Consider the following 24814-nt stretch of genomic DNA (forward strand, 5'->3'; position numbering starts at 1 on the left):
CGGCGGCTCCACGAAGGACCTGCCCCGGCCGACACCGGGGCGGATGGGTTCACACCGCGACGGGGAAGCGCAACAAGGAGGTTGGCACTCAACGTCGAGTAGTCCCCGGCTCGTCGAGAACGCGCTGTTGTTCGGGCGACGAACCTTGGTGAGAACAGGAGAAACATACCAGTGCGACGATCATTACGGGGGCGCGGCGGGAGTTCCGCGACCACCGGGCACAGAACCAGATCCAGGGGCACGGCGGCCCGCGCGGGCACCCTGTCACTGGCGCTCCTGACCGCTCTCGGTGGCAGCGCGATGGCCGCGGCCCCGGTCGCGGTGGCGGCCGACCAGCCGGCCGAGGCGGCCACGGCCGCGAACACCTTCCAGCCCAAACCTCCCATCGGTTTCCCGGTCTTCGACGAGGACGAGCACGACCACCCCGGCGATGACCACGAGCACGACGACCACTTCCACGCGTTGGTCTTCTCCAAGACCGCCGGGTTCCGGCACGACTCCATCGAGGCCGGTGTCGCCGCCATCGAGGAGCTCGGTGCGGAGCACGGCTTCCACGTGGACCACACCGAGGACGCCGAGGACTTCACCGAGCAGAACCTGGGCCACTACGACGTCGTCGTCTGGCTGTCCACCACCGGTGACGTCCTCAACGAGGAGCAGCAGGCGGCCTTCGAGGGCTACATCCAGGACGGCGGCGGCTACGCCGGCGTGCACGCCGCGTCGGACACCGAGTACGACTGGCCGTGGTACGGCGAGCTGGTGGGTGCCTACTTCGACTCCCACCCGCAGATCCAGGAGGCGACGACGGTCGTCACCGACCACGTCCACCCCTCCACCGCCCACCTCGACGAGGAGTGGGTGCGGACGGACGAGTGGTACAACTTCCAGGACAACCCGCGCGGCGACGTGCACGTCCTGGCGGCCCTCGACGAGGACAGCTACGACGCCGGCAGCGGCGCGATGGGCCACGACCACCCGATCGCCTGGTGCCAGGAGTTCGACGGTGGCCGCTCCTGGTACACCGGCGGTGGCCACACCATCGAGTCGTTCTCCGAGCCCGCGTTCCTGGAACACCTGCTCGGCGGTCTGCGCACCGCCGCCGGGGTCGCCGAGGCCGACTGCAAGGCGACCGTCGACTCCTCCTTCGACCAGGTGACCCTGGCCAAGGGTGCCGACCAGGCCGGCGAGCCGATCGCCCTGGCCGTGCTGCCCGACCGCAGCGTGCTGCACACCGCCCGCGACGGCCGGGTGTTCCACACCACCGCCGACGGCCTGAACACCCTCGCCGCCCGGATCCCGGTGTACGACCACGACGAGGACGGCCTCCAGGGCATCGCCGTGGACCCGGACTTCGAGGACAACCGCTGGGTCTACCTCTACTACTCCCCGGAACTGGACACCCCGCCGGGCGAGGCGCCGGAGAACGGCACGGCGGAGGACTTCGCCCCCTTCATCGGGCACAACACCCTCTCCCGCTTCCAGCTCACCGAGGACAACACCCTCGACCTGGACAGCGAGCAGGAGATCATCCACGTCGAGGCGGACCGGGGCATCTGCTGCCACGCCGGTGGTGAGATCGACTTCGACTCCGAGGGCAACCTCTACCTGTCCACCGGGGACGACACCAACCCCTTCGCCTCCAGCAACTACACGCCCATCGACATCCGCCCGGACCGCAACCCGGCCTTCGACGCGCAGCGTTCCTCCGCCAACACCAACGACCTGCGGGGCAAGCTGCTGCGGATCACCGTCCAGGAGGACGGCAGCTACACGGTGCCGGAGGGCAACCTCTTCGAGCCGGGTACGGACAAGACCCGTCCGGAGATCTACGCGATGGGCTTCCGGAACCCGTTCCGGTTCGCCATCGACCGGGAGACCGACTGGATCTACCTGGGCGACTACGGTCCCGACGCCGGCTCGCCCGACCCGAACCGGGGTCCGGAGGGCCTGGTCGAGTTCAACCTGATCAAGGAGCCCGGCAACTACGGGTGGCCCTACTGCCACGGCGACAACCAGGCGTACAACGAGTACGACTTCGCCACCGGCGAGTCCGGCCCGCTGTTCGACTGCGACAACCCGGTCAACAACAGCCCGAACAACACCGGTCTGACCGAGCTGCCGCCGTCGGTGCCGGCCTGGATCGAGTACAGCGGCGGCTCGCTGCCGGCCTTCGGCTCGGGCAGTGAGTCCCCGATGGGGGGCCCGACCTACCGGTACGACCCCGAGCTGGAGTCCGACACCAAGTTCCCCGAGTACTACGACGGCAAGAACTTCGCCTACGAGTGGGGACGCGGCTGGATCAAGGAGCTCCACCACGACGCCGAGGGCAACCTGCTCAAGATCAACCCGTTCTTCGACTCGATGGACCTCGTCCAGCCGATGAACATCGAGTTCGGACCGGACGGTTCGCTGTACGTGCTCGACTACGGCAGCGAGTGGTTCGGCGGTTCGGACGACTCCGCGCTCTACCGGATCGACTACACCGGCGGCGAGCGGACCCCGGTGGCCACCATCAGCGCCAGCGTCACCTCCGGGCACGCGCCGCTGACCGTCGAGTTCGACTCGGCCGGTTCGGTCGACCCGGCCGGCGGCGAGCTGGCCTTCGAGTGGGAGTTCGGTGACGGCGCGACCGCCACCGGCGCCACCGCGGAGCACACCTACACCGAGGAGGGCGTCTACACCGCCCGGCTGCGTGCCACCAACGACGACGAGCGGGTCGGTACCGCCGCCGTCTCCATCTCGGTGGGCAACACCGCCCCCGTGGTGGAACTGAACGCTCCCGTGCACGGCGGTGTCTTCGCGTTCGGTGAGCGGGTGCCCTTCGAGGTGACCGTGACCGACCCCGAGGACGGCGAGATCGACTGCTCCAGGGTCGTCGTCGAGTACATCCTCGGGCACGACAGCCACGGCCACCCGCTGACCCGGGTCAACGGTTGCAGCGGGCTCATCGAGACCCCCGGCGAGGGCGGTCACGGGGACGACGCCAACGTCTTCGGCATCATCAACGCCAGCTACACCGACAACGGCGCCGGCGACCTGCCCCCGCTGACCGGGTCGGACGAGGTCGTCCTCCAGCTGAAGAACAAGCAGGCCGAGTTCTTCACCGACAGCGAGGGCGTCACGGTCCTGAGCAAGGAGGGCGCCGGCGGTGGCCGGGTCGTGGGTGACATCCACGACGGCGACTGGATCTCCGTCGACCCGGTGAACCTGCACCAGGTCGACCAGATCGGTTTCCGGATCGCCTCCGGCGGCATCGGCGGCACCATCGAGGTGCGGGTCGGCGCGCCCGACGGCGAACTGATCAGCAGCGTCGACGTCGCGAACACCGGCGGCTGGGAGAACTTCGAGACCGTCGGCCCGGTCGACATCACCGACCCGGGCGGCACGAACGCGCTGTACTTCGTGTTCACCGGCGACGGTGACGAGGCGCTCTTCGACGTCGACATCATCCACTTCCACGGCGACGGTGTCGCCGACCCGGGTGCCGGGCAACCGGGCTGCGAGCCCGCCGAGCCGGAGGAGGGCTACCGCATGCTCTTCGACGGCACCGAGGACAGCCTCGGCGGCTGGAAGCAGGCGGGCCCGGGCGAGTTCGTGCTCCAGGAGGACTGCACCATCCTGTCCACCGGGGGCATGGGCCTGTACTGGTTCGAGGAGGAGTTCGAGGCCTACAGCCTCAAGCTCGACTGGATGATGCCGGGCGACGACAACTCCGGTGTCTTCGTCGGGTTCCCGGACCCGGGTGACGACCCGTGGCTGGCCGTCAACCACGGGTACGAGATCCAGATCGACCCGACCGACGAGCCGGACCGCACCACCGGTGCCATCTACGGTTTCCAGGGCGCTGACCTGGAGGCCCGTGACGAGGCGCTCAACCCCGAGGGCGAGTGGAACAGCTACGAGATCGTGGTCCAGGGGCAGACCATCAAGGTCTACCTCAACGACGTGCTGATCAACGACTTCACCAGCACCCACCCGGACCGCGACCTCACCAGCGGTCACATCGGCCTCCAGAACCACGGTGACGTCGACGACGTGTTCTTCCGGAACGTCCAGATCCAGGAGATCGTCGACTCCGAGGCGCCGACCACGTCCCTGAGCACCGACCCGGCGGAGGCCGACGGCGCCGAGGGCTGGTTCCTGACCTCCCCCGAGGTCACCCTCGACGCCAGCGACGAGGGCAGCGGTGTCGCCACCACCGAGTACCGGATCGGCGACGGCGACTGGACCGAGTACACCGAGCCGTTCGCGCTGCCCGGTGACGGCGTCCACACCGTGGAGTACCGGTCGACCGACGTGGCCGGCAACGTGGAGGAGCCCGGCACCGCCGAACTCCGGGTCGACACCACGGCCCCGCTGACCACGGCCGACTTCGCCGACCCGAACGAGGCCGGTTGGCACGACGCCGACGTCGTGGTCGAGCTCGCCGCCGAGGACGGCACGTCCGGGGTGGCCAGGGTGGAGTGGACCCTCGACGGGGAGGACTGGGCGGAGTACACCGAACCCGTCCAGGTCAGCGGCGACGGCGAACACACCCTGCGGTACCGGGCCGTGGACGTCGCCGGGAACGTCGAGGCGGACAAGGCCGCGACGATCATGATCGACGCGACCGCGCCGACGCTGCTGGTGTCCGGAGTGGCCAACGGCGTGGTCTACGGCAACGCCACGGACCTGGTGCTCTCCTGGCACGCCGAGGACGAGACCTCCGGGATCGACTCGGTGAGCGGCACGCTCAACGGGGAGGCCGTGCTGTCCGGGCGGGTGCTCCCGCTCTACCAGCTGGCCCTGGGCACCCACACGTTGTCGGTCAGCGCGACCGACAACGCCGGCAACACCGCCGAGCAGTCGTTGGTGTTCGCCACCACCACCTCGCTGCGCGACGTCGGCCAGCTCGTCGACAGGTTCCGGCTCACCAACCGGCTGTCGCTGAGCGGGCACGCCGCCCTGGCGGGTCAGCTCACCGCCGCCAGGATCGCCGAGGCGACCGGGGACGAGCTCGGCGCGATCAACGAGCTGCGCGAGTTCGTCGCGCTGGCCGGGGACGCCGAACTGGTCCGCGACGCCGAGGTGCGCTCGGTGCTGGTGCGTGACGCGGAGGCGATCATCGCCTCCATCGAAGGGGTGGCCGTGCTCGACATGGCCGTCAACGCGGTCGACCGCGACTGACGACCCGCGGTCACCCACCGTGGTGGCTCATATCCGCCAGCGGATGTGAGCCACCGCACACCCTGCTGTTGGTCGGTGGCGCGGTGCGGTCTCCTCGAACGAGGTCACCAGCGCCGCGCCGCCCCAGCGGACTCGACGGAACGCTCGGCGAGCCGCGTGCGCCGCAAGGAAGGGGTTCGACGATGAACACCACTGGAAGACCGGGGCGTACCGGGTTGTGGCTGATCGGAGCCAGGGGCTCGGTGGCCACCACCGCCGTCAGCGGTCTCGTCGCGCTACGACACGGCCTGGTCGAGGCCACCGGGTGCGTGACCGAACTCCCCGAGTTCTCCGCCTGCCCCCTGCCCACCTGGGACGAGATCGTCGTCGGGGGGCACGACATCGTGAACACGTGCCTGCCCAAGAAGGCGGAACTGCTCGCCGACGCCGGGCTGCTGCCCCACCGGTTGCTGCCCTCCATCGAACCCGGCCTGGCCGCCGTCGACGCCGAGATCCGGGCGGGGCACGACCCCGTCTCCCACCGGGGAGCCCAGGCCGACGCCGCGCGCCGACTCGCCGACGACCTCACCGAGTTCGCCGAGCGCCACGCGCTCGACCGGGTCGTCGTGGTCAACGTCTCCTCCACGGAGGCCCCGGTCACGCTCCTCCCCGAACACCAGGACGCCGCCGCGCTGACCGCCGCGCTGACCGACCCCCAGCGGGCTCCCCTGCCACCCAGTTCGCTGTCCGCCTACGCGGCGCTGCTCGCCGGCTGCCCCTACGTCGACTTCACCCCGTCCACGGGTATGCGGCTCCCCGCGCTGCGCGAGCTGGCGGCGGAACGCGGGCTGCCCTACGCCGGATCGGACGGCAAGACGGGGGAGACCCTCCTGCGGACCGCGCTCGCGCCGATGTTCACCACCAGGGCGCTGCGGGTGCGTTCCTGGGCGGGCACGAACCTGCTCGGCGGCGGGGACGGCGCGACCCTCGCCGACCCCAGGTCCGCCGCCAGCAAGCTGGAGTCCAAGTCCGGGGTGCTCTCCTCCCTGCTCGGCGAGGACGTGACGGCCCCGCTGCACATCGACAACGTGCCCGACCTCGGGGACGTCAAGACCGCCTGGGACCACGTGTCCTTTGAGGGGTTCCTCGGCGCGCGGATGACCATGCAGGTCACCTGGACCGGATACGACTCCGCGCTCGCCGCTCCTCTCGTGTTGGACCTGGCCAGGCTGACCGCCGCCGCGCACGCGGACGGGCGGAGCGGGCCGCTGGGCGCGCTCGCCTTCTTCTTCAAGGACCCGGACGGCAACCGCGAGCACGGGCTCGGTGAGCAGTACCGGCAACTGCTGAGCTGGGTGGACGAGCTCGGGGAGCCGACGCGGGGGGAGGGGGAGACCCGGTGAACCCCGCACCCCACGACCGCCCGCAGCCTCCCGCGCCCGGCGGCGTCACCGTCGACGAGCCCACCCGAGCGGGCACGGCGCCGAGCGGCGACGCCGGCGGCGGACACGGGCGAACCACCGGCACCACCGGCGCCGGGACCGGCCCTCCGACCGCACCCGAGGCCGACCCACACCGCCAACCCGCCGCCACCGGGGACGCGGGGACACCGGGCCCGGCACGGCCCACCCCGGTCCCGAGCTGGCCGGCCCGGCGGCGCGACTGCGGACCCTCGCCGAACTCGTCCGCCTGCCCGCCGCGCTCTCCGTGCTCGGGGACACCGCCGTCGGCGCCGCGGCCGCCGGCCGCCCGTTGACCGGGCGGCGGCTCGGACTTCCCCTGTCCTCCGCGGCCCTCTACCTCGCCGGGATGGCGCTGAACGACTGGGCCGACCGCGACCTCGACGCCGTCGAACGACCGGAGCGGCCGATCCCCTCCGGTCGGATCAGCCCGGGTGCCGCGCTGGGAGTCGCCACGACCCTCACCGGCGCGGGCCTCGCCCTCGCCGCCCTGGGCGGCGGCCGCGACGCCCTCCGGATCGCCGTGCCGCTGGCCGCCTCGGTGTGGACGTACGACACGCTGCTCAAGAACACCCCGGCCGCGCCCCTCGGGATGGCGGTGTGCCGTGGGCTGGACGTGCTGCTCGGCGCCGGCGCCCGCTCGGCCCGGGCCGCCGCGCCCGGCGCCCTGGCGATGGCCGCCCACACGGCGGGCGTCACCACCCTCGCCCAGGGCGAGGTGCACGGCACCAGTCGCGTCGCCGCGGGTGTCGCCCTCACCACCACCACCGCGTCCACCGCGCTCGCCGTCCTCGGCCCGGCCCGCGGCGGGTGGCACCGCGCCGGTGCGGTCCTCGCCGCCGCCGGCTACGCCCGCACCGTCGGCGGGGCGCAGCTGACCGCCGCCCGGGACACCTCGGCGGCCAACGCCAGGGCCGCGACGGGAGTCGGGATCCGAGGCATGATCCCCCTCCAGGCGGCCCTGGTGGCCAGGCGGGGCTCGTTGGCCGTGTCCGCGGCCCTGGCCGGGCTGGTGCCCCTGGGACGACGGCTGGCCCGGCGGGTGAGCCAGACATGACCGGCGTGGAGCCACCCAGCGCCGGCGGTGCCGCCTTCGCCCTCGGGTACGGCACCAACGGCTTCGCCAACCACCGGCTCGGCGACGCGCTCCGGGTCATCGCCGACCTCGGCTACGAGGCGGTGGCGCTCACCCTCGACCACCAGCACCTGGACCCCTTCGCACCGGACCTCGGCGCCCGGGTCGACCGGGTCGCGGCCACCCTCGCCGACCTCGGCCTCCGGGTCGTCGTGGAGACCGGCGCCCGGTACCTGCTCGACCCGTGGCGCAAACACCACCCCACCCTCGTGTCCCCCGACGCCGCGCCCCGGGTCGACTTCCTCAGGCGCGCCCTGCGGGTCGCCGAGGGCCTCGGCGCGGACTGCGTGTCCTGCTGGTCGGGCGTCGCCGAACCCGGCACCGGCGAACGGGAACCGACGGACGCGGAGGAGCCCGCGTCGCGGGGCGCGGCCGCACCGGGTGACCTCGCCTGGCGGCGCCTGCGGGACAACCTCCGGCCCGTCCTCGCCGAGGCCGAACGCCGCTCCACCCCCCTCGCCCTGGAGCCGGAACCCGGGCACCGGGTGTGGAACCTGGGCCAAGCGCTGGACCTGCGCACCGCACTCGGCGAGCCGGAGTGGCTGAGGCTCACCCTCGACGTCGGGCACTGCGTCGCGGTCGAGGCGGACACCGCGGCCGACTGCGTGCGCCGGGCCGGGACGCTGCTGGCGAACGTGCAACTCGACGACATGCTGCCCGGCGTCCACGAACACCTGGAGTTCGGCGAGGGACAGCTCGACCTCCCCGCCACCCTGGCCGCGCTCGTCGAGGTCGGGTACACGGGCATCGCCGCCGTCGAGCTGCCCCGCCACTCCCACGCGGCCCCGGACACCGCCCGCCGCGCGCTGACGGCCCTCACGGCGGCGCTCCCCACCAGCGACGGGCGGTCCGAACAGGACCGGCGCGAGTTCACCGACGGGAGGTCAACATGACCGGGCAGGACCAGGCGGAAACCTGGCTGAACGAGGCCGTCCACCGCGTCACCAGCGGTCCCACCGCCGTCCGCTCCCTCTTCCCGGCCGTCGGCCGGGAAGTCGGTCGAGCGGCGCTGAGACCGGAGGAGGACCCGGGTGGCCTCGTGCACGGCACGGTGGACGACCAGGCCAGGACCCTGATCGTCGCCGCGCTGGTCGCCGCGCTGGAGGCGGAGCCGGAGGCACTCGCCAGGGAACTGCGGGAGCTGTACCGCTACGGCGACGACGCCGAGAAGCGGGGTCTGCTGCGGGGGCTCGCGGCCGTCGCGGGCCGCGCCCCGGACCCCGCCGACCCGGTCGTCGCGGCCGGCCTGCTCGCCGTGCGGGACGCGTTGCGCGCCAACGACGTCCGCCTGGTCGCCGCGGCGATGGGGCCCTTCGCCGCGGCGCACCTCGACGACCACTCCTGGCGCCACGGCGTGCTGAAGTGCCTGTTCGTGGAGGTCCCGCTCGCCGCCGTCGCCGAGCTCACCAGGCGGACGGACCCCGAGCTGCTGCGGATGGTCGCCGACTACGCGGCCGAACGCCGAGCCGCCGGCCGGGAGGTCCCCGCCGATGCCCTGGCGTTGCTGGCCACCGACGAGGGCCGGCCGCCGACCAGTGCCGCCGACCCCGGAGAGGGAGCCTGACCGATGCGCATCTTCGACCCGCACATCCACATGACCTCCCGCACCACCGACGACTACGAGGCGATGTACGCGGCGGGGGTCCGAGCCCTGGTGGAGCCCGCGTTCTGGCTGGGACAACCGCGCACCAACGTGGGCTCCTTCACCGACTACTTCGACGGGCTGATCGGTTGGGAGCGGTTCCGGGCGGCCCAGTTCGGCATCCGGCACCACTGCACGATCGCGCTCAACCCCAAGGAGGCCAACGACCCGAGGTGCGTCGAGGTGCTCGACGTCCTGCCCCGCTACCTCGCCAAGGACGGCGTCGTCGCCGTCGGCGAGGTCGGCTACGACTCGATGACGCCCGAGGAGGACCGGGTCCTGGCCCGCCAGCTGGAGCTGGCACGGGAACACCGGCTGCCGGTGATGGTGCACACCCCGCACCGGGACAAGCTCGCCGGCACCCGCCGCACCCTCGACGTGGTCCGGGAGTCCGGCCTCAACCCCGAGATGGTCGTGGTCGACCACCTCAACGAGGTCACCGTGGAGCTCGTCGCCGACTCGGGGTGCTGGATGGGTTTCTCCATCTACCCGGACACGAAGATGGACGAGCACCGGATGGTCGAGATCCTCCGCCGGTACGGCCCCGACCGGAAGCTCGTCAACTCGGCCGCCGACTGGGGGCGGTCCGACCCGCTCAAGACCGCGAGGACGGGCGAGGCGATGCGGGACGCCGGCTTCGCCGAGCACCAGGTGTCCACGGTGCTCTGGGACAACCCGGTGGCCTTCTACGGGCAGAGCGGTCGCCTCGTGCTCGACCCGCTCCCCGGTTTCACCGGCGACGCCGCGACGTTCTCGGGCAACTCCGTCCTGCGCGGGGCGCGACCAGGCACGACGAGCCCCTCGGCCGAGGGGAGCGCTGTCTGAGGATGGTGTTGTCCTACTGCACCAACGTGCACCCCGCGGAGGACCTGCCGGGGATCCTCGCCCAACTGGACCGGTACGCCGGGCCGGTCCGCGACCGCCTCGGCGGGGACCGGTTGGGCGTCGGGCTGTGGTTGGCCGCCGAGGTCGCCGGCCACCTCGCCGCCGATCCGGGCGGCCTCCGCCGGCTGCGGGCCGAACTCGACGCCCGAGGCCTCGACGTGGTCACCCTCAACGCCTTCCCCTACGGGGGTTTCCACGACGCGGTCGTCAAGCACCAGGTCTTCGCGCCGCCGTGGACCGACCCCCGCCGCTCGCGATACACCCTGGACTGCGCCAGGGTGCTCGCGGCGCTGCTGCCCGCCGACGCCGGCCACGGCAGCATCTCCACCCTCCCCCTCGGGTGGCGGGAGCCGTGGTCCGAGCGGGACGACGCGGTGGCCACCACCGCCTTCGCCGAACTCACCGCCCGGCTGCGGGAACTGGCCGGCGACGCGCCCCCGATCAGGATCGCGGTCGAGCCGGAACCCGGGTCCCGCCTCGACGACGTGTCGGCCGCGGTGCGGTGGCTCGCCGGACGCGTGGACCCCGCGCACGTCGGCCTGTGCCTGGACACCTGCCACCTCGCCGTGTCCTGGGCGGAGCCCGCCGCGACGGTCCGCGCGGTCGCGGCCGCCGGGCTCGACGTCGTCAAGGTCCAGGCCTCGGCCGCGTTGGAGGTCCCCGACCCGGCGACCCCGGCCACGAGGAGCGCGCTGGCGGCCTTCGCGGAACCCCGCTACCTGCACCAGGTCCGGGAGCGCACCGGGGACGGGCGGGTGCTCCGGGCCGACGACCTGCCCGCCGCGTTCGACGAGCTGCCCGCCGAGGGGCCGTGGCGGGTGCACTTCCACGTGCCGCTGCACGCCACCCCGGCACCACCGCTCGCCTCGACCACCCCCGTGCTGCTGGCCGCGACCGCCGCGCTCGACGAACTCCGGCAGCCGCACCCTCCCCACCTGGAGGTGGAGACCTACACCTGGGGCGTGCTGCCTCCCACCGCGCTCGCCGGCGGTCAACCGGAAGGGTCGGCCGGATCGAGGTCGAACGGCCACGACCTGGTGGAGGGCATCGCCGCCGAGCTGCGGTGGGCACGCGACAACCTGCTCCCCGACCCGGACCGCGCACCACGCCGGACACCGCCGTCCGGAGAACCGAAGGAGGCCGCCTGGTGAAGCCGCTCATCGTCGTCAACGTGGTGGGACTGACCCCCCGGCTGCTGGAGCACATGCCCGGGCTGTCCAGACTGGCGAAACGCGGCTGGCGGGCCGAACTGGGAACCGTGCTGCCCGCCGTCACGTGCAGCGCGCAGAGCACCTTCCTCACCGGGCTGATGCCCGCCGAGCACGGCGTCGTCGGCAACGGCTGGTACTTCCGCGATCTCGGCGAGGTGCACCTGTGGCGGCAGCACAACCGCCTGGTGCACGGGGAGAAGGTCTGGGAGACCGCGCGACGGCTGCGCCCCGGCTACCGCGCCGCGAACATCTGCTGGTGGTACGCGATGGGGGCCAGCACGGACCTGCTGGTCACCCCGAGGCCCATCTACCACGCCGACGGCAGGAAGTCCCCGGACTGCTACACCCGTCCGCCGGCGCTGCACGACGAGCTCTCCTCGGACCTCGGGGACTTCCCCCTGTTCCACTACTGGGGGCCCACGGCCTCCATCGAGTCCAGCCGCTGGATCGTCGGCGCGGCCCGCCGGGTCCTCGCGCGGCACGCGCCGGACCTGATGACCGTCTACGTCCCACACCTGGACTACGACCTGCAGCGGTTCGGCCCCGACTCCTCCGAGGCCGTCATCGCCGCGGGCGCCGTGGACGACGCGCTGGCCCCGCTGCTGCGCGACGCGGCCGAGGCCGACGCGACCGTGCTCGTGCTCAGCGAGTACGGCATCACGTCGGTCCGCCGGCCGGTGGACGTCAACCGGGCCCTGCGGCGTGAGGGCCTGCTGGAGGTCTACCGGCAGGCCGGCATGGAGTACCTCGACCCGTGGGCGTCCCGCGCCTTCGCCGTCGCCGACCACCAGGTGGCCCACGTCTACGTCGCCGATCCCGCCGACCAGCCCAGGGTGCGTCGCCTGCTGGCCGAACTGCCCGGCGTGGACGAGGTCCTGGACCGGGAGGAACAGGCCCGGTACGGGATCGACCACCCGAGGGCCGGGGAACTCGTCGTGGTCGCCGAACCCGACTCCTGGTTCACCTACTACTACTGGTTGAACGACGACCGGGCACCGGACTTCGCCAAGGGCGTCGACATCCACCGCAAGCCCGGCTACGACCCGGCCGAGCTCTTCCTGGACCCGAAGGACCCGCTGGTGAAGGCGAAGGCGGCGGGCAACCTGGTCAGGAAGAAGGTCGGTCTGCGCTACGCGATGAACGTCGTGCCCCTCGACCCGTCCCCGGTCAGCGGTTCGCACGGGCGACTCCCGGACAGCCCGCTCGACGGACCCGTCCTGCTCTGCTCCGGTGGACCGGCACCGGAGGCGGCCGAGCGGGGCGGCCGGGTCGCCGCCACCGATGTCCGGGACGTGATGCTGCGCCTCCAGGGGCTCGACGGTGGACCGAAGACGCGGTGGCCGCTCGGCTCGGTTCCCGGCCTCGGCACGGATTGATCCCGATCGGCAGGTGATGTGGACGGCCAGGACCGGCAGACTCGACGGCGTCGGATCTACACGGTGTCTCAGCGAGCACGACCGCTGATCACACGACGGAGGATTACTGATGCGCGCGACGTTCCGCAGCCTGCTGGCGGTTCCGCTCCTGTTCCTGCTGATCGCACTCGGCGCCGCCCCAGCAGCCCTGGCGGCCCCACCGCCGGCGGTGGGCGCCGCCGACCTCGCCCCGTGGGCGGCGGGAGCCGCCGGGGACACCGGGACCACCGGCTCGGCGGAGACGCCCGCCGAGTCGGACGCCCCGGACGGGGAGACCGATCCGACGGCGCTGCGCGACTCCAACCGGCAGATCGCCGCCATCGTGGGAGCAGCCGCGCTGTTCGGCGCGGTCTTCCTGGGAAGGCGATACCGCAAGAAGAAGAAGTAGTAGCGCGACCCCCGCGCTGGCACACCGAAGGGAATCCGACGATGACCCGACCCATCACCCTGTTCACCGGCCAGTGGGCCGACCTGCCCTTCGAGGAGGTCTGCCGGCTGGCCGCGGACTGGGGCTACGACGGTCTGGAGATCGCCTGCTCCGGCGACCACTTCGAGGTGGACAAGGCCCTCGCCGACGACGAGTACGTGCCGGCGAAACTGGCCCAGCTCGAGCGGCACGGTCTCCGGGTGTGGACGCTGTCCAACCACCTCGTCGGGCAGGCAGTCTGCGATGACCCGATCGACCACCGGCACCAGAACATCCTGCCGGCCCGGATCTGGGGCGACGGCGAGCCGGAGGGGGTGCGGCAGCGCGCCGCCGCGGAGATGGCCGACACCGCCCGCGCGGCCGCGAAGCTGGGTGTCGGCACCGTCGTCGGATTCACCGGGTCGAAGATCTGGAAGTACGTGGCCATGTTCCCGCCCGTCTCCCAGGACGTCATCGACGACGGCTACCAGGACTTCGCCGACCGCTGGAACCCCATCCTCGACGTGTTCGACGAGGTCGGCGTCCGCTTCGCCCACGAGGTGCACCCCTCGGAGATCGCCTACGACTACTGGACCACGAAACGCGCGCTGGCGGCGGTCGGGAACCGGGAGGCCTTCGGGCTGAACTGGGACCCCTCGCACTTCGTGTGGCAGGACCTCGACCCGGTCGGCTTCATCCTCGACTTCGCCGACCGCATCTACCACGTCGACTGCAAGGACACGAAGAAGCGCTTCGACGGGCGCAACGGCCGGCTGGGATCGCACCTGGCGTGGGCCGACGCCCGACGGGGCTGGGACTTCGTCTCCACCGGGCACGGCGACGTGGACTGGGAGGAGGCGTTCCGCGCCCTGAACTCGATCGGGTACTCCGGTCCGATCTCGGTCGAGTGGGAGGACGCCGGGATGGACCGGCTGCGGGGCGCGGCAGAGGCGGTCACCTTCATCAGGAACCTCGTCTTCGACAAGCCCTCGGCGGCGTTCGACGCCGCGTTCAGCAACCAGAAGTGACGCGGCCATCCCATCCGACCGGATTCCCCGAGGAGACCAGATGAGACCCGACGACGACGTCGCCCTGTCCAGACGCGGCCTGTTCCGGGGCGTGGCAGGAGCCGCCCTCGGAGTGGCGGCGCTCGGCCTGGCCGCCGGCCAGGCGACCGCGGCCCCGGTCCCGGCCGGCGGCCCCGGCGGCCGCGTCCCCCGGAACGCGATCAGCGTCCAGCTGTACACCCTGCGTTCCCTGCTCGAACAGGACGTCCCGGGCACCCTCGCCGAGCTGTCCGCGATCGGCTACCAGAAGGTGGAACTGGCCGGGACCTACGGTCGCACCGCCGCCGAGTTCCGCGCCCTGCTCGACCGGTTCGGGCTCCGCGCGACCTCGAGCCACAACGGCGTCGAGGGCGACTTCGACCAGGTGGTGGCCGACGCGCTGACCCTGGGGCAGACCTACGTCGCCGCCCCGTGGGCGATGTTCGACACGGCGGAGGAGTGGCGTTCCTACGCCCGCCAACTCGACGAGGCCGGCGCGAAGGCGCGACGGGCCGGCCTGCGCTTCGGCTACCACAACCACGGCCACGAGTTCCAGCTCGTCGACGGGGAACGTCCCATCGACATCATCCTCGAGCACACCCAGCGCCAGAACGTGTACCTCGAGGTCGACCTGTACTGGGTGGTGGACGGCGGGGTGGACCCCGTCGACTTCGTCCACTCCACCGGTGGGCGGGTCCGCCAGTACCACGTGAAGGACCGGAGCGCCTCGGGTGAGTGGGCGGACCTGGGCACCGGCACCATCGACTTCGGTCGGATCTTCCGGGAGACGCGGACCGCGGGCGTTCGGGAGTTCGTCGTGGAGCACGACAACCCGTCCGACCCGCTGACGACCGTGCGGGTCGGCTACGAGTACCTGCGGGATCTCCGGTTCTGAGCCGGCGCCGGCCGCCGGTGGTCGGTCCGCTTCGGACCGACCACCGGCGGCGCTTGCCCCACCCGGGGACGCGCCTGCGCCGTCCGGGTGAAGCACACGGTGACAGGTCCGGCAGTACACCAAGGCTGTAGTTCCCGGGTCCGCCCAGCGCACGACCGGTACCGCAGAGCAGCTTCCCCGCCGGGACCGACGCCCCGCACCCCCCGGATGGGGCAGGATATGGCCCGATGGATACCGGGCACAGGAGTTCACTCAGGTCACGCTGCGCGAGGGCCGTCCGGGCCCACGCCCCGGCACTCGTCGGTCTCTCGCACAGTATCCACGCCGAGCCCGAGCTGGCCTTCGCCGAGCACGAGAGCGTCCGCAAGATCACGACGGTGCTCGCCGACGAGGGTTTCGAGGTGCGTGGCCCCGTCGCGGGGCTGGACACGGCGTTCACCGCGAGCTTCGGGCACGGCGACCTCGTCGTCGGGCTGTGCGCCGAGTACGACGCCCTGCCCGAGGTCGGGCACGCCTGCGGGCACAACGTGATCGCGGCGGCGGCAGTCGGGGCGGCGCTCGGCCTCCGGGACGTCGCCGACGAGCTCGGCATCACCGTCCTCGTCATCGGTACCCCCGCTGAGGAGGTCGGAGGGGGCAAGGTGTTGATGCTGGAGCGGGGCGTCTTCGACCCGGTCGCCCTGGCGTTGATGGTGCACCCGGGACCCGAGGAGACGGTGACCCGTCCCAGTCGGGCCATCGCGGACCTGGAGGTGCGCTACACGGGACGGGAGTCGCACGCGTCCTCGGCTCCCGAGCGCGGGATCAACGCCGCGGACGCCCTCACCGTCGCGCAGGTCGCCATCGGGCTCGCTCGTCAGCATCTGGAACCCGGCCAGCAGGTCCACGGTATCGTGACGCACGGCGGTGCGGCGCCCAACATCGTGCCCGCCAGGACCTCCGCGGTGTTCAACCTGAGGGCACCAGAGGTGGAATCGCTGGCTCGTCTGAGCGGTCGTATCGAGGACTGCCTCCGGGCCGGTGCCGTCGCGACCGGGGCTGGGTACGAGACCTCCGAGATCTCCCCGGTGTACGCGGAGCTGCGTCCGGACGACTGGCTGGCGGAGGCGTACCGCGAGGCCGTCGTCGACCTGGGCCGAGCCCCGCTGAGCCCGGCCGAGGAGCGGTCCCGGGTCTCGGGGAGCACCGACATGGGCAACGTCACCCACGTCGTGCCAGGGATCCACCCGACCCTGGCCCTCGACTGCGGGGACGCGGTGAACCACCAGCCGGAGTTCGCGGCGGCCTGCGTCTCGCCGTCCGCGGACCAGGCGGTGCTGGACGGAGCGGTCGCGATGGCGTGGACCGCGGTGGCCGCCGCCACCGACAGCGAACAACGGACAAGGCTGCTTGCCGACGTGGCGGGTCGGGCTGCCGCTTCGAGGAAAGTCGCCGCGACAGGAGGTGCGGCATGACTGTGGTGGATTCGGGTCATGAGATGACGGGAACGAACACCAGGACCGCCCAGGCGAGGCCGTCGAGGACGGACCCCGGCACCAGGGGCCAGCCGGCGGCGCGCGGTGCTTTCGCACCGGGCCACGCGCCGCTCGGCGAGCCGATTGGACCAGGGACCGACTCGGGCAGCACCATGACGGCTGTGGCGGACATCGGCGCCGGACGCGGGCCGGACTGGCTGGACTCCTGGCTGGGCCGGCACGGTGCGGACGTGGTGGCGTGGCGGCGGGCGATCCACGCCAACCCGGAACTGTCCCGGCACGAGACGAACACGACCGCCTTCCTCGTCGAACGCCTCACCGCCGCCGGCCTGCGCCCCAGGGTGCTGCCGGGCGGTACCGGCCTGATCTGCGACATCGGCAGCGGACGGCACTGCGTGGCACTCCGAGCCGACCTCGACGCCCTACCGCTGGCCGAGGCGACCGGCCTGCCGTTCGCCTCCGAGAACGAGGGGATCTCCCACGCCTGCGGCCACGACGCCCACACCACCGCCCTGCTCGGGGCGGCGCTGGCCCTGGCCAACGCGCCGTCCCTGCCCGGGCGGGTGCGCCTGATCTTCCAACCCGCGGAGGAGGTCATGCCCGGCGGCGCGCTGGACGTGGTGGCGGCGGGCGGGCTGGACGACGTGGACGAGATCTTCGGCCTGCACTGCGACCCCCGACTGGAGGTGGGCAGGGTCGGGCTGCGGGTCGGCGCGATCACCTCCGCGGCCGACCTGCTCGAACTGCGGTTGACCTCGCCCGGTGGTCACACCTCGCGTCCCCACCTGACGGCCGACCTGGTGCACGCGCTGGGCACCGTGATCACCGGGCTGCCCACCCTCCTGTCACGGCGCATCGACCCCCGGTCGGCCACCGTGCTGGTCTGGGGGGCGGTGCACGCCGGCAAGGCACCGAACGCGGTGCCGCAGGACGGCGTGCTGCGCGGGACCCTGCGGACGGGTGACCGCGACGTGTGGGCCGCGCTGGAGCCCATGGTGCGGGACCTGGTCGGCGCGCTGCTCGCGCCGACCGGGGTGACCTACGAACTCCGCCACCAGCGCGGCGTCCCGCCGGTGGTCAACGACGAGGACAGCACCCGGGTCCTGGACGCGGCCGTCCGGGCCGCCCTGGGTGAGGGCGCGGTGTCCACCACCCAGCAGTCCTCCGGCGGTGAGGACTTCGGTTGGTACCTGGAGCACGTCCCCGGGTCCTTCGCCAGGCTGGGCGTGTGGCCGGGGGTAGGCCCCCAGCGGGATCTGCACCAGCCGACGTTCGACCTCGACGAACGGGCCCTGCTGGTCGGCGTCCGCGTCCTCGTGCACGCGGCGCTGACGGCCATGACGGACTAGCGGGGCACGGGCGGGCGCACCGGGCGGTCCCCGGTGCGCGCTGGCCCCGCTCCGGTGCGTCCGGGGTGACCACCCGGGCGCATGCGTCCGGTCACGTCGGGGCTCGGCCCGCGCGAGCGCGGGGTGGGGCGGCGGTCCTCGCCGCGCAGGGGACGTGCTCCGCCGCCCGCCCGACGGGCGGTCACACCGCCCCCGCCGGTCCCGGGCCGGTGCGACCGAGGGGATCAGGGGCCGAGACCGGTGCAGGGTCTCGTGCGGATCTCGTTGGCGTACTCCCCGGGAGCCCCGGCCGCCTCGGCGGCGTCGGCCACCACCCCCAGGTAGCGCGCGGAGGGCAGTCCCCCCTCGTAGGCGTCCAGCACGTAGAACCAGGCCAGGACCGAACGGTTCAGGGTGTCCACGCGCAGCCGGATCTTCTTGTGCAGCCCCAGTTCGCAACCCTCCCACCGGTCGAGGTTGCGCTCGTCCTCGGGCGTGACGTCGTAGAGCACCACGAAGACCTGGGAGCCAGGGTCCTCGACGATGGTGGCCAGCGCGCCCTCCCAGCCGATGTCCTCCCCACCGAAGGTGAGCCGCCAGCCCACGAGCCAGCCGGTGTCCGCCAGCGGCGAGTGCGGAGCCCGTTCCAACATCTGGGCTGGATCCATGTTGGAGGCGTACGCGGCGTAGAGCGGCACCCTGACAGGGTAGCCGTTCGGTGTGGGCACGCTGTCGGGCGCGGGCGTTGATCCGATGCCAGGATCGTGCTAGCGGCAGGGCCCGGACCAGGGCCATCGTTCGCCACGCCGGTGGACAGCGTACGGTTGCGGAGTTCGACGAATGTTCGCTTTTCTACGAAGGAGGACCTGGTGACCCGCGTCGTGATCATGGGGGGCGGCCCGGCCAGCTGGGAAGCGGCCTTGGTCGCAGCACAGCATGACGCAGAGGTCACGGTGGTCACCCAGGACAGCCTCGGTGGCGCGTGCGTGCTGTACGACTGCGTGCCGTCGAAGACCTTCATCGTCTCCGCCGCCGCCCGTTCCGCGGCGAAGAGCGCGGGCGAACTCGGCATCAACACCGGCGAGGGCCATGCCGACGTCGATCTCCCGGTGGTGCACGGCCGGGTCAAGGGGCTCGCCCTCGCCCAGTCCGCCGACCTGGAGACCCGCCTGCGCCGGGACAACGTGCGGGTGGTGCGCGGCTACGCCCGCTTCACCGACGAGCACCCCGGGCTGGCCACCCACCGCGTCGCGGTGGAGACGGAGGACGGCCAGGACGAGGTGCTGGAAGCCGACGTCGTGCTGATCGCCACCGGGGCCACGCCCCGCGTCCTCCCGGGAGCCGAACCCGACGGGGAGCGCATCCTCACCTGGCGGCAGATCTACGACCTCCCGGAACTCCCCGAACACCTGGTCGTCATCGGATCCGGTGTCACCGGCGTCGAGTTCGCCTCCGCCTACACCGAGATGGGCGTCAAGGTCACGATGGTGTCCAGCAGGGACCGCGTGCTCCCGCACGAGGACGCGGACGCCTCGGCCGTCCTGGAGGACGTGTTCGCGGAGCGCGGCACCGAGGTCGTGAAGCACGCCAGGGCGGAGCGGGTGGAACGCGTCGACGGCGGTGTCCGGGTGCACCTCCAGGACGGGCGTGTCGTCGAGGGCAGCCACGCCCTGATGACCGTCGGTTCGGTGCCCAACACCACCGACATCGGCCTGGAACGCGTGGGCATCACCCCGGGACGCGGCGGTTTCATCCCCGTCGACCGGGTCTCGCGGACCTCGGTGTCCAACGTCTACGCCGCCGGTGACTGCACCGGTGTCCTCCTGCTCGCCTCGGTCGCCGCGATGCAGGGCAGGACCGCCATGTGGCACGCCCTGGGCGGGGGCGTCCAGCCGCTGCGGCTGAAGACGGTGGCCGCCAACGTCTTCACGAACCCCGAGATCGCCACCGTCGGCATCGGTACCGGCGCCATCAACTCGGGTGAGGTGCCGGCGAGGAGCGTGATGCTCCCGCTGGCGACGAATCCGCGAGCGAAGATGGAGGGGCTGCGCCGCGGGTTCATCAAGTTGTTCTGCCGGCCGGCGACCGGGGTGGTCATCGGCGGGGTCGTCGTCGCCCCGTCCGCGAGTGAGCTGATCCTGCCGATCGCGATGGCGGTGCAGAACCAGCTCACCGTGGACGACCTCGCCTACACCTTCTCGGTGTACCCGTCGCTCTCCGGCTCCATCACCGAGGTGGGCCGGCAGCTGATGCGGCCCGCCGACGACCTGAACTGAGCCTGGGTCTCACTCCTCGTCGCCGCCGGCCCAGTCGAAGGTCCTGGTGACGGCCTTCTTCCACTCCCGGTAGCGGGCCTCCCTGGTCTGCTCGGCCAGCGAGGGGTCCCACTGGGTGTCCTGGATCCAGTTGCGCCGGATGTCGTCCTCGCTGTCCCAGAAGCCCACGGCCAGACCAGCGGCGTACGCGGCGCCCAGCGCCGTCGTCTCGTTCACCTTGGGTCGGATGACGGGCACACCGAGGATGTCGGCCTGGAACTGCATCAGCAGTTCGTTGACGACCATCCCGCCGTCGACCTTGAGGGACTTGAGCGCGACACCGGAGTCGGCGTTCATCGCGTCGATGACCTCGCGGGTCTGGAAGGCGGTGGCCTCCAGCACGGCTCGGGCCAGGTGCCCCTTGTTGACGAACCGCGTCAACCCCACGATCGCGCCCCGGGCGTCGGAGCGCCAGTAGGGCGCGAAGAGGCCGGAGAAGGCGGGCACGAAGTAGGCGCCGCCGCTGTCCGGCACGGTCGAGGCGAGCCGTTCGACCTCCGGAGCGGAGCCGATGAGCCCCAGGTTGTCCCGCAGCCACTGGACCAGCGAGCCGGTGACGGCGATCGAGCCCTCCAGGGCGTAGACGGTGTCCCGCTCACCCAGTTTGTAGCAGACGGTGGTCAGCAGCCCGTTCTGGCTCATCACCTTGTCGGTGCCGGTGTTGAGCAGGACGAAGTTGCCGGTCCCGTAGGTGTTCTTCGCCTCGCCGGGGGAGAGGCACGCCTGACCGAAGGTCGCCGCCTGCTGGTCGCCGAGGATGCCCGCGATCGGCAGCCCGTTCAGCGCTCCCCGCTGGCTGATGCGCCCGTACTCCTCGGAGGATGAGCGGATCTCCGGGAGCATCGACAGCGGGACACCCAGCTCGCCGGCGATCTCCTCGTTCCAGCTCAGGCTCTCCAGGTCCATCATGAGCGTGCGGGACGCGTTGGTCGGGTCGGTGACGTGGAGGCCGCCGTCCGGGCCGCCGGTGAGGTGCCACAGCACCCAGGTGTCCATGTTGCCGAACAGCAGGTCGCCAGCCTCGGCCCGCGCCCGGGCACCCTCGACGTTGTCGAGGATCCACCGGATCTTCGGCCCCGAGAAGTAGGTGGCCAACGGCAGTCCGGTCCGTTCCCGGTACCGCTCCTGGCCGCCGCCGAGCCGCCCCAGCTCCTCGATGATCCGATCGGTGCGGGTGTCCTGCCAGACGATCGCGTTGTAGACGGGACGACCGGTCCGGCGGTCCCAGACGACCGTGGTCTCCCGCTGGTTGGTGATGCCCACGGCCGCGATGTCCGAGGCGACGAGGTCCCCGTTGGCCAGCGCGCCAGCGCACACCTGCCGGGTGTTGCGCCAGATCTCCTCCGGGTCGTGCTCCACCCACCCGGCCCTCGGGAAGATCTGTTCGTGTTCCCGCTGGTCGACGGCGACCACCGCTCCGGAGTGGTCGAACACCATGCACCGGGTCGACGTGGTGCCCTGGTCGATCGCGGCTACGTAGTTGGCCATGCCTCGCGTGCCTCCTCGTGGTTCCGGCCGTTCGAGAGTCGTGGTGCCCGGGGCACCGTCGCCACGTCACGTCGGGACGCGACCGTCGTCCTGGTCATGCCCCTCGGGTGGTCGGGCCACACCTCGGGCGGGCGCCGGGGTCAGATCGGCAGCGCCAGGTACAGCAGGGCCGCGAGCGACGCGCCCACCAGCGGACCGACGACCGGCACCCAGGAGTAGCCCCACTCCGGGCTGCCCTTCCCCCTGATCGGCAGCACCGCGTAGGCGATGCGGGGTCCGAGGTCCCTGGCGGGGTTGATGGCGTACCCGGTCGGCCCGCCGAGGGAGGCGCCGATCCCGATCACCAGGAAGGCGACGCCGGCGTAACCGAGGGCCGAGTTGCCCAGGACCGGGACGCTGCCGGTCCCCACCTCCGCACCCGGGCTGAGCAGGATCCACATCAGCAGCACGAAGGTGCCGATCACCTCGGTGACGGTGTTCCACGGCCGGTTCTCCACCGCCGGCTGGGTGGAGAAGATCCCCAGGGTCCCCTTCGGGTCGTCGTGGGTGTCGAACTGGAGCTTGTAGGCGGCCCAGGCGATCACCGCGCCCAGGAAGGCGCCGATGAGCTGGGCCACGACGTAGACCGGCACGACCGACCACGGTGTGTTGCCCGCGATCGCCTGGCCGAGGGTCACCGCCGGGTTGATGTGGCCGCCGGATGGGTCGGCGATGCTGGCTCCAGCGAAGACGGCGAAACCCCAGCCGATCGCGATGAGCAGCCAGCCCCCCTCGCGGCCCTTGGACCGGCGGAGCACGACGTTCGCCACTACCCCGGCACCCAGGATGATCAACACCGCCGTGCCAAGCAGCTCCCAGATGAAGATCTCGCCATTGCTGATCGGATCCATCGGTGGCCTCCCCGCGTCGGCAACAGTATGGGTCGGTGGTCAGGCCTTCGCACCCGTGCCGGGCCGGGCGACGGTGCCGCAACCTGTGGGTGCACGGGAGGTTACTGTGCGGTAGCGGAAGTGTCCACACTCAACGATCATGGGTGCTGTCGGTCGCGGTGAGCGGCCCGAACGGGCACAGTAGGTGCACGGCATGGTGGATGAGCCCACTCGTGGGCTCATCCGATCGGAGTAGCGTTGACGGAGTCCCGACGTGGACGCCCTGACAGCGGAGGAGGCGGATCCGGTGGCAGACGAACACGGTGCGCACCAGCGGGGCGGGGGGCCCGGCCGTCGGCCGTCCGACGCCCAGGCCGTGGTGCCGCCCGGCGCGTTGAGCCCGGCGGAGCGTGACCGCAGCTGGTCGCGCCTCGGTGACGAGGACTTCGACGTCGTCGTCATCGGTGGCGGGGTCACCGGCGCCGGGGTCGCGCTCGACGCGGCGACCCGGGGGCTGCGGGTGGCGCTCGTCGAGGCCCGGGACCTCGCCTCCGGCACCTCGAGCAGGTCGAGCAAGCTCTTCCACGGCGGTCTCCGGTACCTGGAGCAGCTGGAGTTCGGCCTGGTGCGCGAGGCGCTGCGGGAACGGGAGCTCATGCTCACCCGGCTCGCCCCGCACCTGGTCAAACCGGTCAGCTTCCTCTACCCGCTGAGCCACCGCGTGTGGGAACGGCCCTACACGGCGGCCGGCCTGCTCCTGTACGACACCATGGGCGGGGCGCGGTCGGTTCCCGGGCAGAAGCACCTCACCAGGGCTGGAGCGCTCCGCCTGTTCCCCGCGCTGCGGCGGGACGCGCTCATCGGCGGGATCCGCTACTACGACGCCCAGTCGGACGACGCCCGGCACACGATGACCCTGGCCAGGACCGCCGCGCAGTACGGCGCCGTGGTGCGGACCTCCACCCAGGTCACCGGTTTCGTCCGGGAGGCCGACCGGGTGGCCGGCGTGCACGTCCGCGACGTCGAGTCGGGAGCCGAGACCTCGGTCACCGCGAACGTCGTGATCAACTGCGCCGGTGTGTGGACCGACGAGCTCCAGCGCCTCTCCGGCAGCCGGGGCCGGTTCCGCGTGGAGGCCAGCAAGGGCGTGCACATCGTCGTCCCCCGGGACCGGATCGTCGCCGAGTCCGGCCTGATCCTGCGCACCGAGAAGTCGGTGCTCTTCGTCATCCCGTGGCGCAACCACTGGATCATCGGCACGACCGACACCGAGTGGAACCTCGACCTGGCCCACCCGGCCGCGACCCGGGCGGACATCGACTACATCCTGGAACACGTCAACTCGGTGCTGGCGACCCCGCTGACCCACGACGACATCGAGGGCGTGTACGCCGGTCTGCGCCCGCTCCTCGCGGGGGAGAGCGAGGACACCTCGAAACTCTCCAGGGAACACGCCGTCGCCAGGCCCGCTCCTGGTCTGATCGCGATCGCGGGCGGGAAGTACACCACCTACCGCGTGATGGCGGCCGACGCCGTCGACGCGGCGGCGGCCGACCTGCCGAACCGCATCCCGGCCTCCATCACCGACAAGGTCCCGCTGTTGGGCGCCGACGGGTACCACGCGTTGGTCAACCAGGCGGACCAGCTCGCCGCGCGGCACGGGCTGCACCCCTACCGCGTCCGGCACCTCCTGGACCGTTACGGCTCGCTGGTGCACCAGGTCCTCGCGGAGGCGGCCGACGACCCCGAACTGCTCAAACCCGTCCCTGGGTCGCCCGACTACCTCCAGGTCGAGATCGTCTACGCCGCCAGCCACGAGGGCGCGCTGCACCTGGAGGACGTGCTCACCAGGCGCACCCGGATCTCCATCGAGTACCCGCACCGGGGGGTGGAGTCCGCGGAGGCGGCGGCCCGGCTGATGGGCCGCGTCCTGGGCTGGGACGACGAGACCGCGCGGGAGGAGGTCCGCGTCTACGTCGCGCGGGTCGAGGCCGAGCGGGACTCGCAGACCGAGCCGGACGACCAGACGGCGGACGCCAGGAGGGCGGCCGCTCCCGAGGCCAGGCCACGACTGGAGGCCACCGCCTGACGGTCCCGCC

16 protein-coding genes and 1 pseudogene are annotated in these 24814 nt (G+C 72.1%); 14 read left to right on the forward strand and 3 right to left on the reverse strand.

Annotated features, from left to right (window positions below; translation table 11 throughout):
* Nucleotides 1–300: 300 nt before the first annotated feature.
* The 12 genes and pseudogenes from G443_RS19565 (at nucleotide 301) to G443_RS19620 (ending at nucleotide 18064) form a co-directional block, all read left to right on the forward strand.
* The gene (locus G443_RS19565; RefSeq protein ID WP_026419369.1) at nucleotides 301–5166 is read left to right on the forward strand and encodes a ThuA domain-containing protein; all 4866 of its coding nucleotides are present in this window, start codon (nucleotides 301–303) and stop codon (nucleotides 5164–5166) included.
* A 182-nt stretch (nucleotides 5167–5348) separates the two neighbouring features.
* Nucleotides 5349–6548 carry an inositol-3-phosphate synthase gene (locus G443_RS19570; RefSeq protein WP_051314101.1) on the forward strand — a complete coding sequence of 400 codons (1200 nt, stop codon included), beginning with the start codon at nucleotides 5349–5351 and terminating at the stop codon, nucleotides 6546–6548.
* 259 nt (nucleotides 6549–6807) lie between these two features.
* Nucleotides 6808–7662 carry an SCO3242 family prenyltransferase gene (locus tag G443_RS19575; protein WP_026419367.1) on the forward strand — a complete coding sequence of 285 codons (855 nt, stop codon included), beginning with the start codon at nucleotides 6808–6810 and terminating at the stop codon, nucleotides 7660–7662.
* A pseudogene (locus tag G443_RS19580) lies at nucleotides 7659–9304 on the forward strand (EboA domain-containing protein). The gene G443_RS19575 and the pseudogene G443_RS19580 overlap by 4 nt, the downstream one beginning before the upstream one ends.
* Before the next feature lie 3 nt (nucleotides 9305–9307).
* Complete coding sequence (locus tag G443_RS19585; RefSeq protein WP_051314100.1) at nucleotides 9308–10207, forward strand: TatD family hydrolase; 900 nt, start codon at nucleotides 9308–9310, stop codon at nucleotides 10205–10207.
* Between the two features lie 5 nt (nucleotides 10208–10212).
* Nucleotides 10213–11418, forward strand: a complete 1206-nt coding sequence (gene eboE, locus G443_RS19590; RefSeq protein WP_051314177.1) for a metabolite traffic protein EboE — start codon at nucleotides 10213–10215, stop codon at nucleotides 11416–11418.
* Nucleotides 11415–12854 (forward strand): alkaline phosphatase family protein, encoded by a 1440-nt coding sequence (locus G443_RS19595; protein WP_026419365.1) that lies wholly within the window; start codon nucleotides 11415–11417, stop codon nucleotides 12852–12854. Before eboE ends, G443_RS19595 begins: the two co-directional genes overlap by 4 nt.
* Nucleotides 12855–12963: 109 nt before the next feature.
* Nucleotides 12964–13281 (forward strand): hypothetical protein, encoded by a 318-nt coding sequence (locus G443_RS19600; protein WP_026419364.1) that lies wholly within the window; start codon nucleotides 12964–12966, stop codon nucleotides 13279–13281.
* 41 nt (nucleotides 13282–13322) lie between these two features.
* A complete protein-coding gene (locus tag G443_RS19605; protein WP_026419363.1) occupies nucleotides 13323–14327 on the forward strand; it encodes a sugar phosphate isomerase/epimerase family protein in 1005 nt (334 codons plus the stop codon).
* A gap of 40 nt (nucleotides 14328–14367) precedes the next feature.
* On the forward strand, nucleotides 14368–15240 hold the full coding sequence (locus G443_RS19610) for a sugar phosphate isomerase/epimerase family protein (RefSeq protein ID WP_030227616.1): 873 nt from the start codon (nucleotides 14368–14370) through the stop codon (nucleotides 15238–15240).
* A gap of 227 nt (nucleotides 15241–15467) precedes the next feature.
* Nucleotides 15468–16694 (forward strand): M20 family metallopeptidase, encoded by a 1227-nt coding sequence (locus G443_RS19615; protein ID WP_026419361.1) that lies wholly within the window; start codon nucleotides 15468–15470, stop codon nucleotides 16692–16694.
* A gap of 173 nt (nucleotides 16695–16867) precedes the next feature.
* Entirely contained in the window at nucleotides 16868–18064 is a 1197-nt protein-coding gene (locus tag G443_RS19620) for an amidohydrolase (RefSeq protein ID WP_272500058.1), read from the forward strand.
* A 224-nt stretch (nucleotides 18065–18288) separates the two neighbouring features.
* Here G443_RS19620 and G443_RS19625 read toward each other — a convergent pair whose 3' ends face one another.
* Complete coding sequence (locus G443_RS19625) at nucleotides 18289–18741, reverse strand: gamma-glutamylcyclotransferase (RefSeq protein WP_026419359.1); 453 nt, start codon at nucleotides 18739–18741, stop codon at nucleotides 18289–18291.
* Nucleotides 18742–18912: 171 nt separating this feature from the next.
* Here G443_RS19625 and G443_RS19630 point away from each other — a divergent pair, with 171 nt between their 5' ends.
* A complete protein-coding gene (locus G443_RS19630; protein WP_026419358.1) occupies nucleotides 18913–20319 on the forward strand; it encodes an NAD(P)H-quinone dehydrogenase in 1407 nt (468 codons plus the stop codon).
* Between the two features lie 9 nt (nucleotides 20320–20328).
* Here G443_RS19630 and glpK read toward each other — a convergent pair whose 3' ends face one another.
* Both glpK and G443_RS19640 read right to left on the reverse strand, forming a co-directional pair.
* Nucleotides 20329–21846, reverse strand: coding sequence for a glycerol kinase GlpK (glpK, locus tag G443_RS19635; RefSeq protein WP_026419357.1), 1518 nt, complete (start codon nucleotides 21844–21846; stop codon nucleotides 20329–20331).
* A gap of 140 nt (nucleotides 21847–21986) precedes the next feature.
* Nucleotides 21987–22736, reverse strand: coding sequence for an MIP/aquaporin family protein (locus G443_RS19640; protein WP_035292474.1), 750 nt, complete (start codon nucleotides 22734–22736; stop codon nucleotides 21987–21989).
* A gap of 358 nt (nucleotides 22737–23094) precedes the next feature.
* On the opposite strand from G443_RS19640, the gene G443_RS19645 reads away from it, so the two are divergent.
* Nucleotides 23095–24804 carry a glycerol-3-phosphate dehydrogenase/oxidase gene (locus G443_RS19645; protein WP_035292553.1) on the forward strand — a complete coding sequence of 570 codons (1710 nt, stop codon included), beginning with the start codon at nucleotides 23095–23097 and terminating at the stop codon, nucleotides 24802–24804.
* Nucleotides 24805–24814: the final 10 nt, after the last annotated feature.

Source organism: Actinoalloteichus caeruleus DSM 43889 (assembly GCF_000429185.2).
GTDB lineage: Bacteria > Actinomycetota > Actinomycetes > Mycobacteriales > Pseudonocardiaceae > Actinoalloteichus_B > Actinoalloteichus_B caeruleus.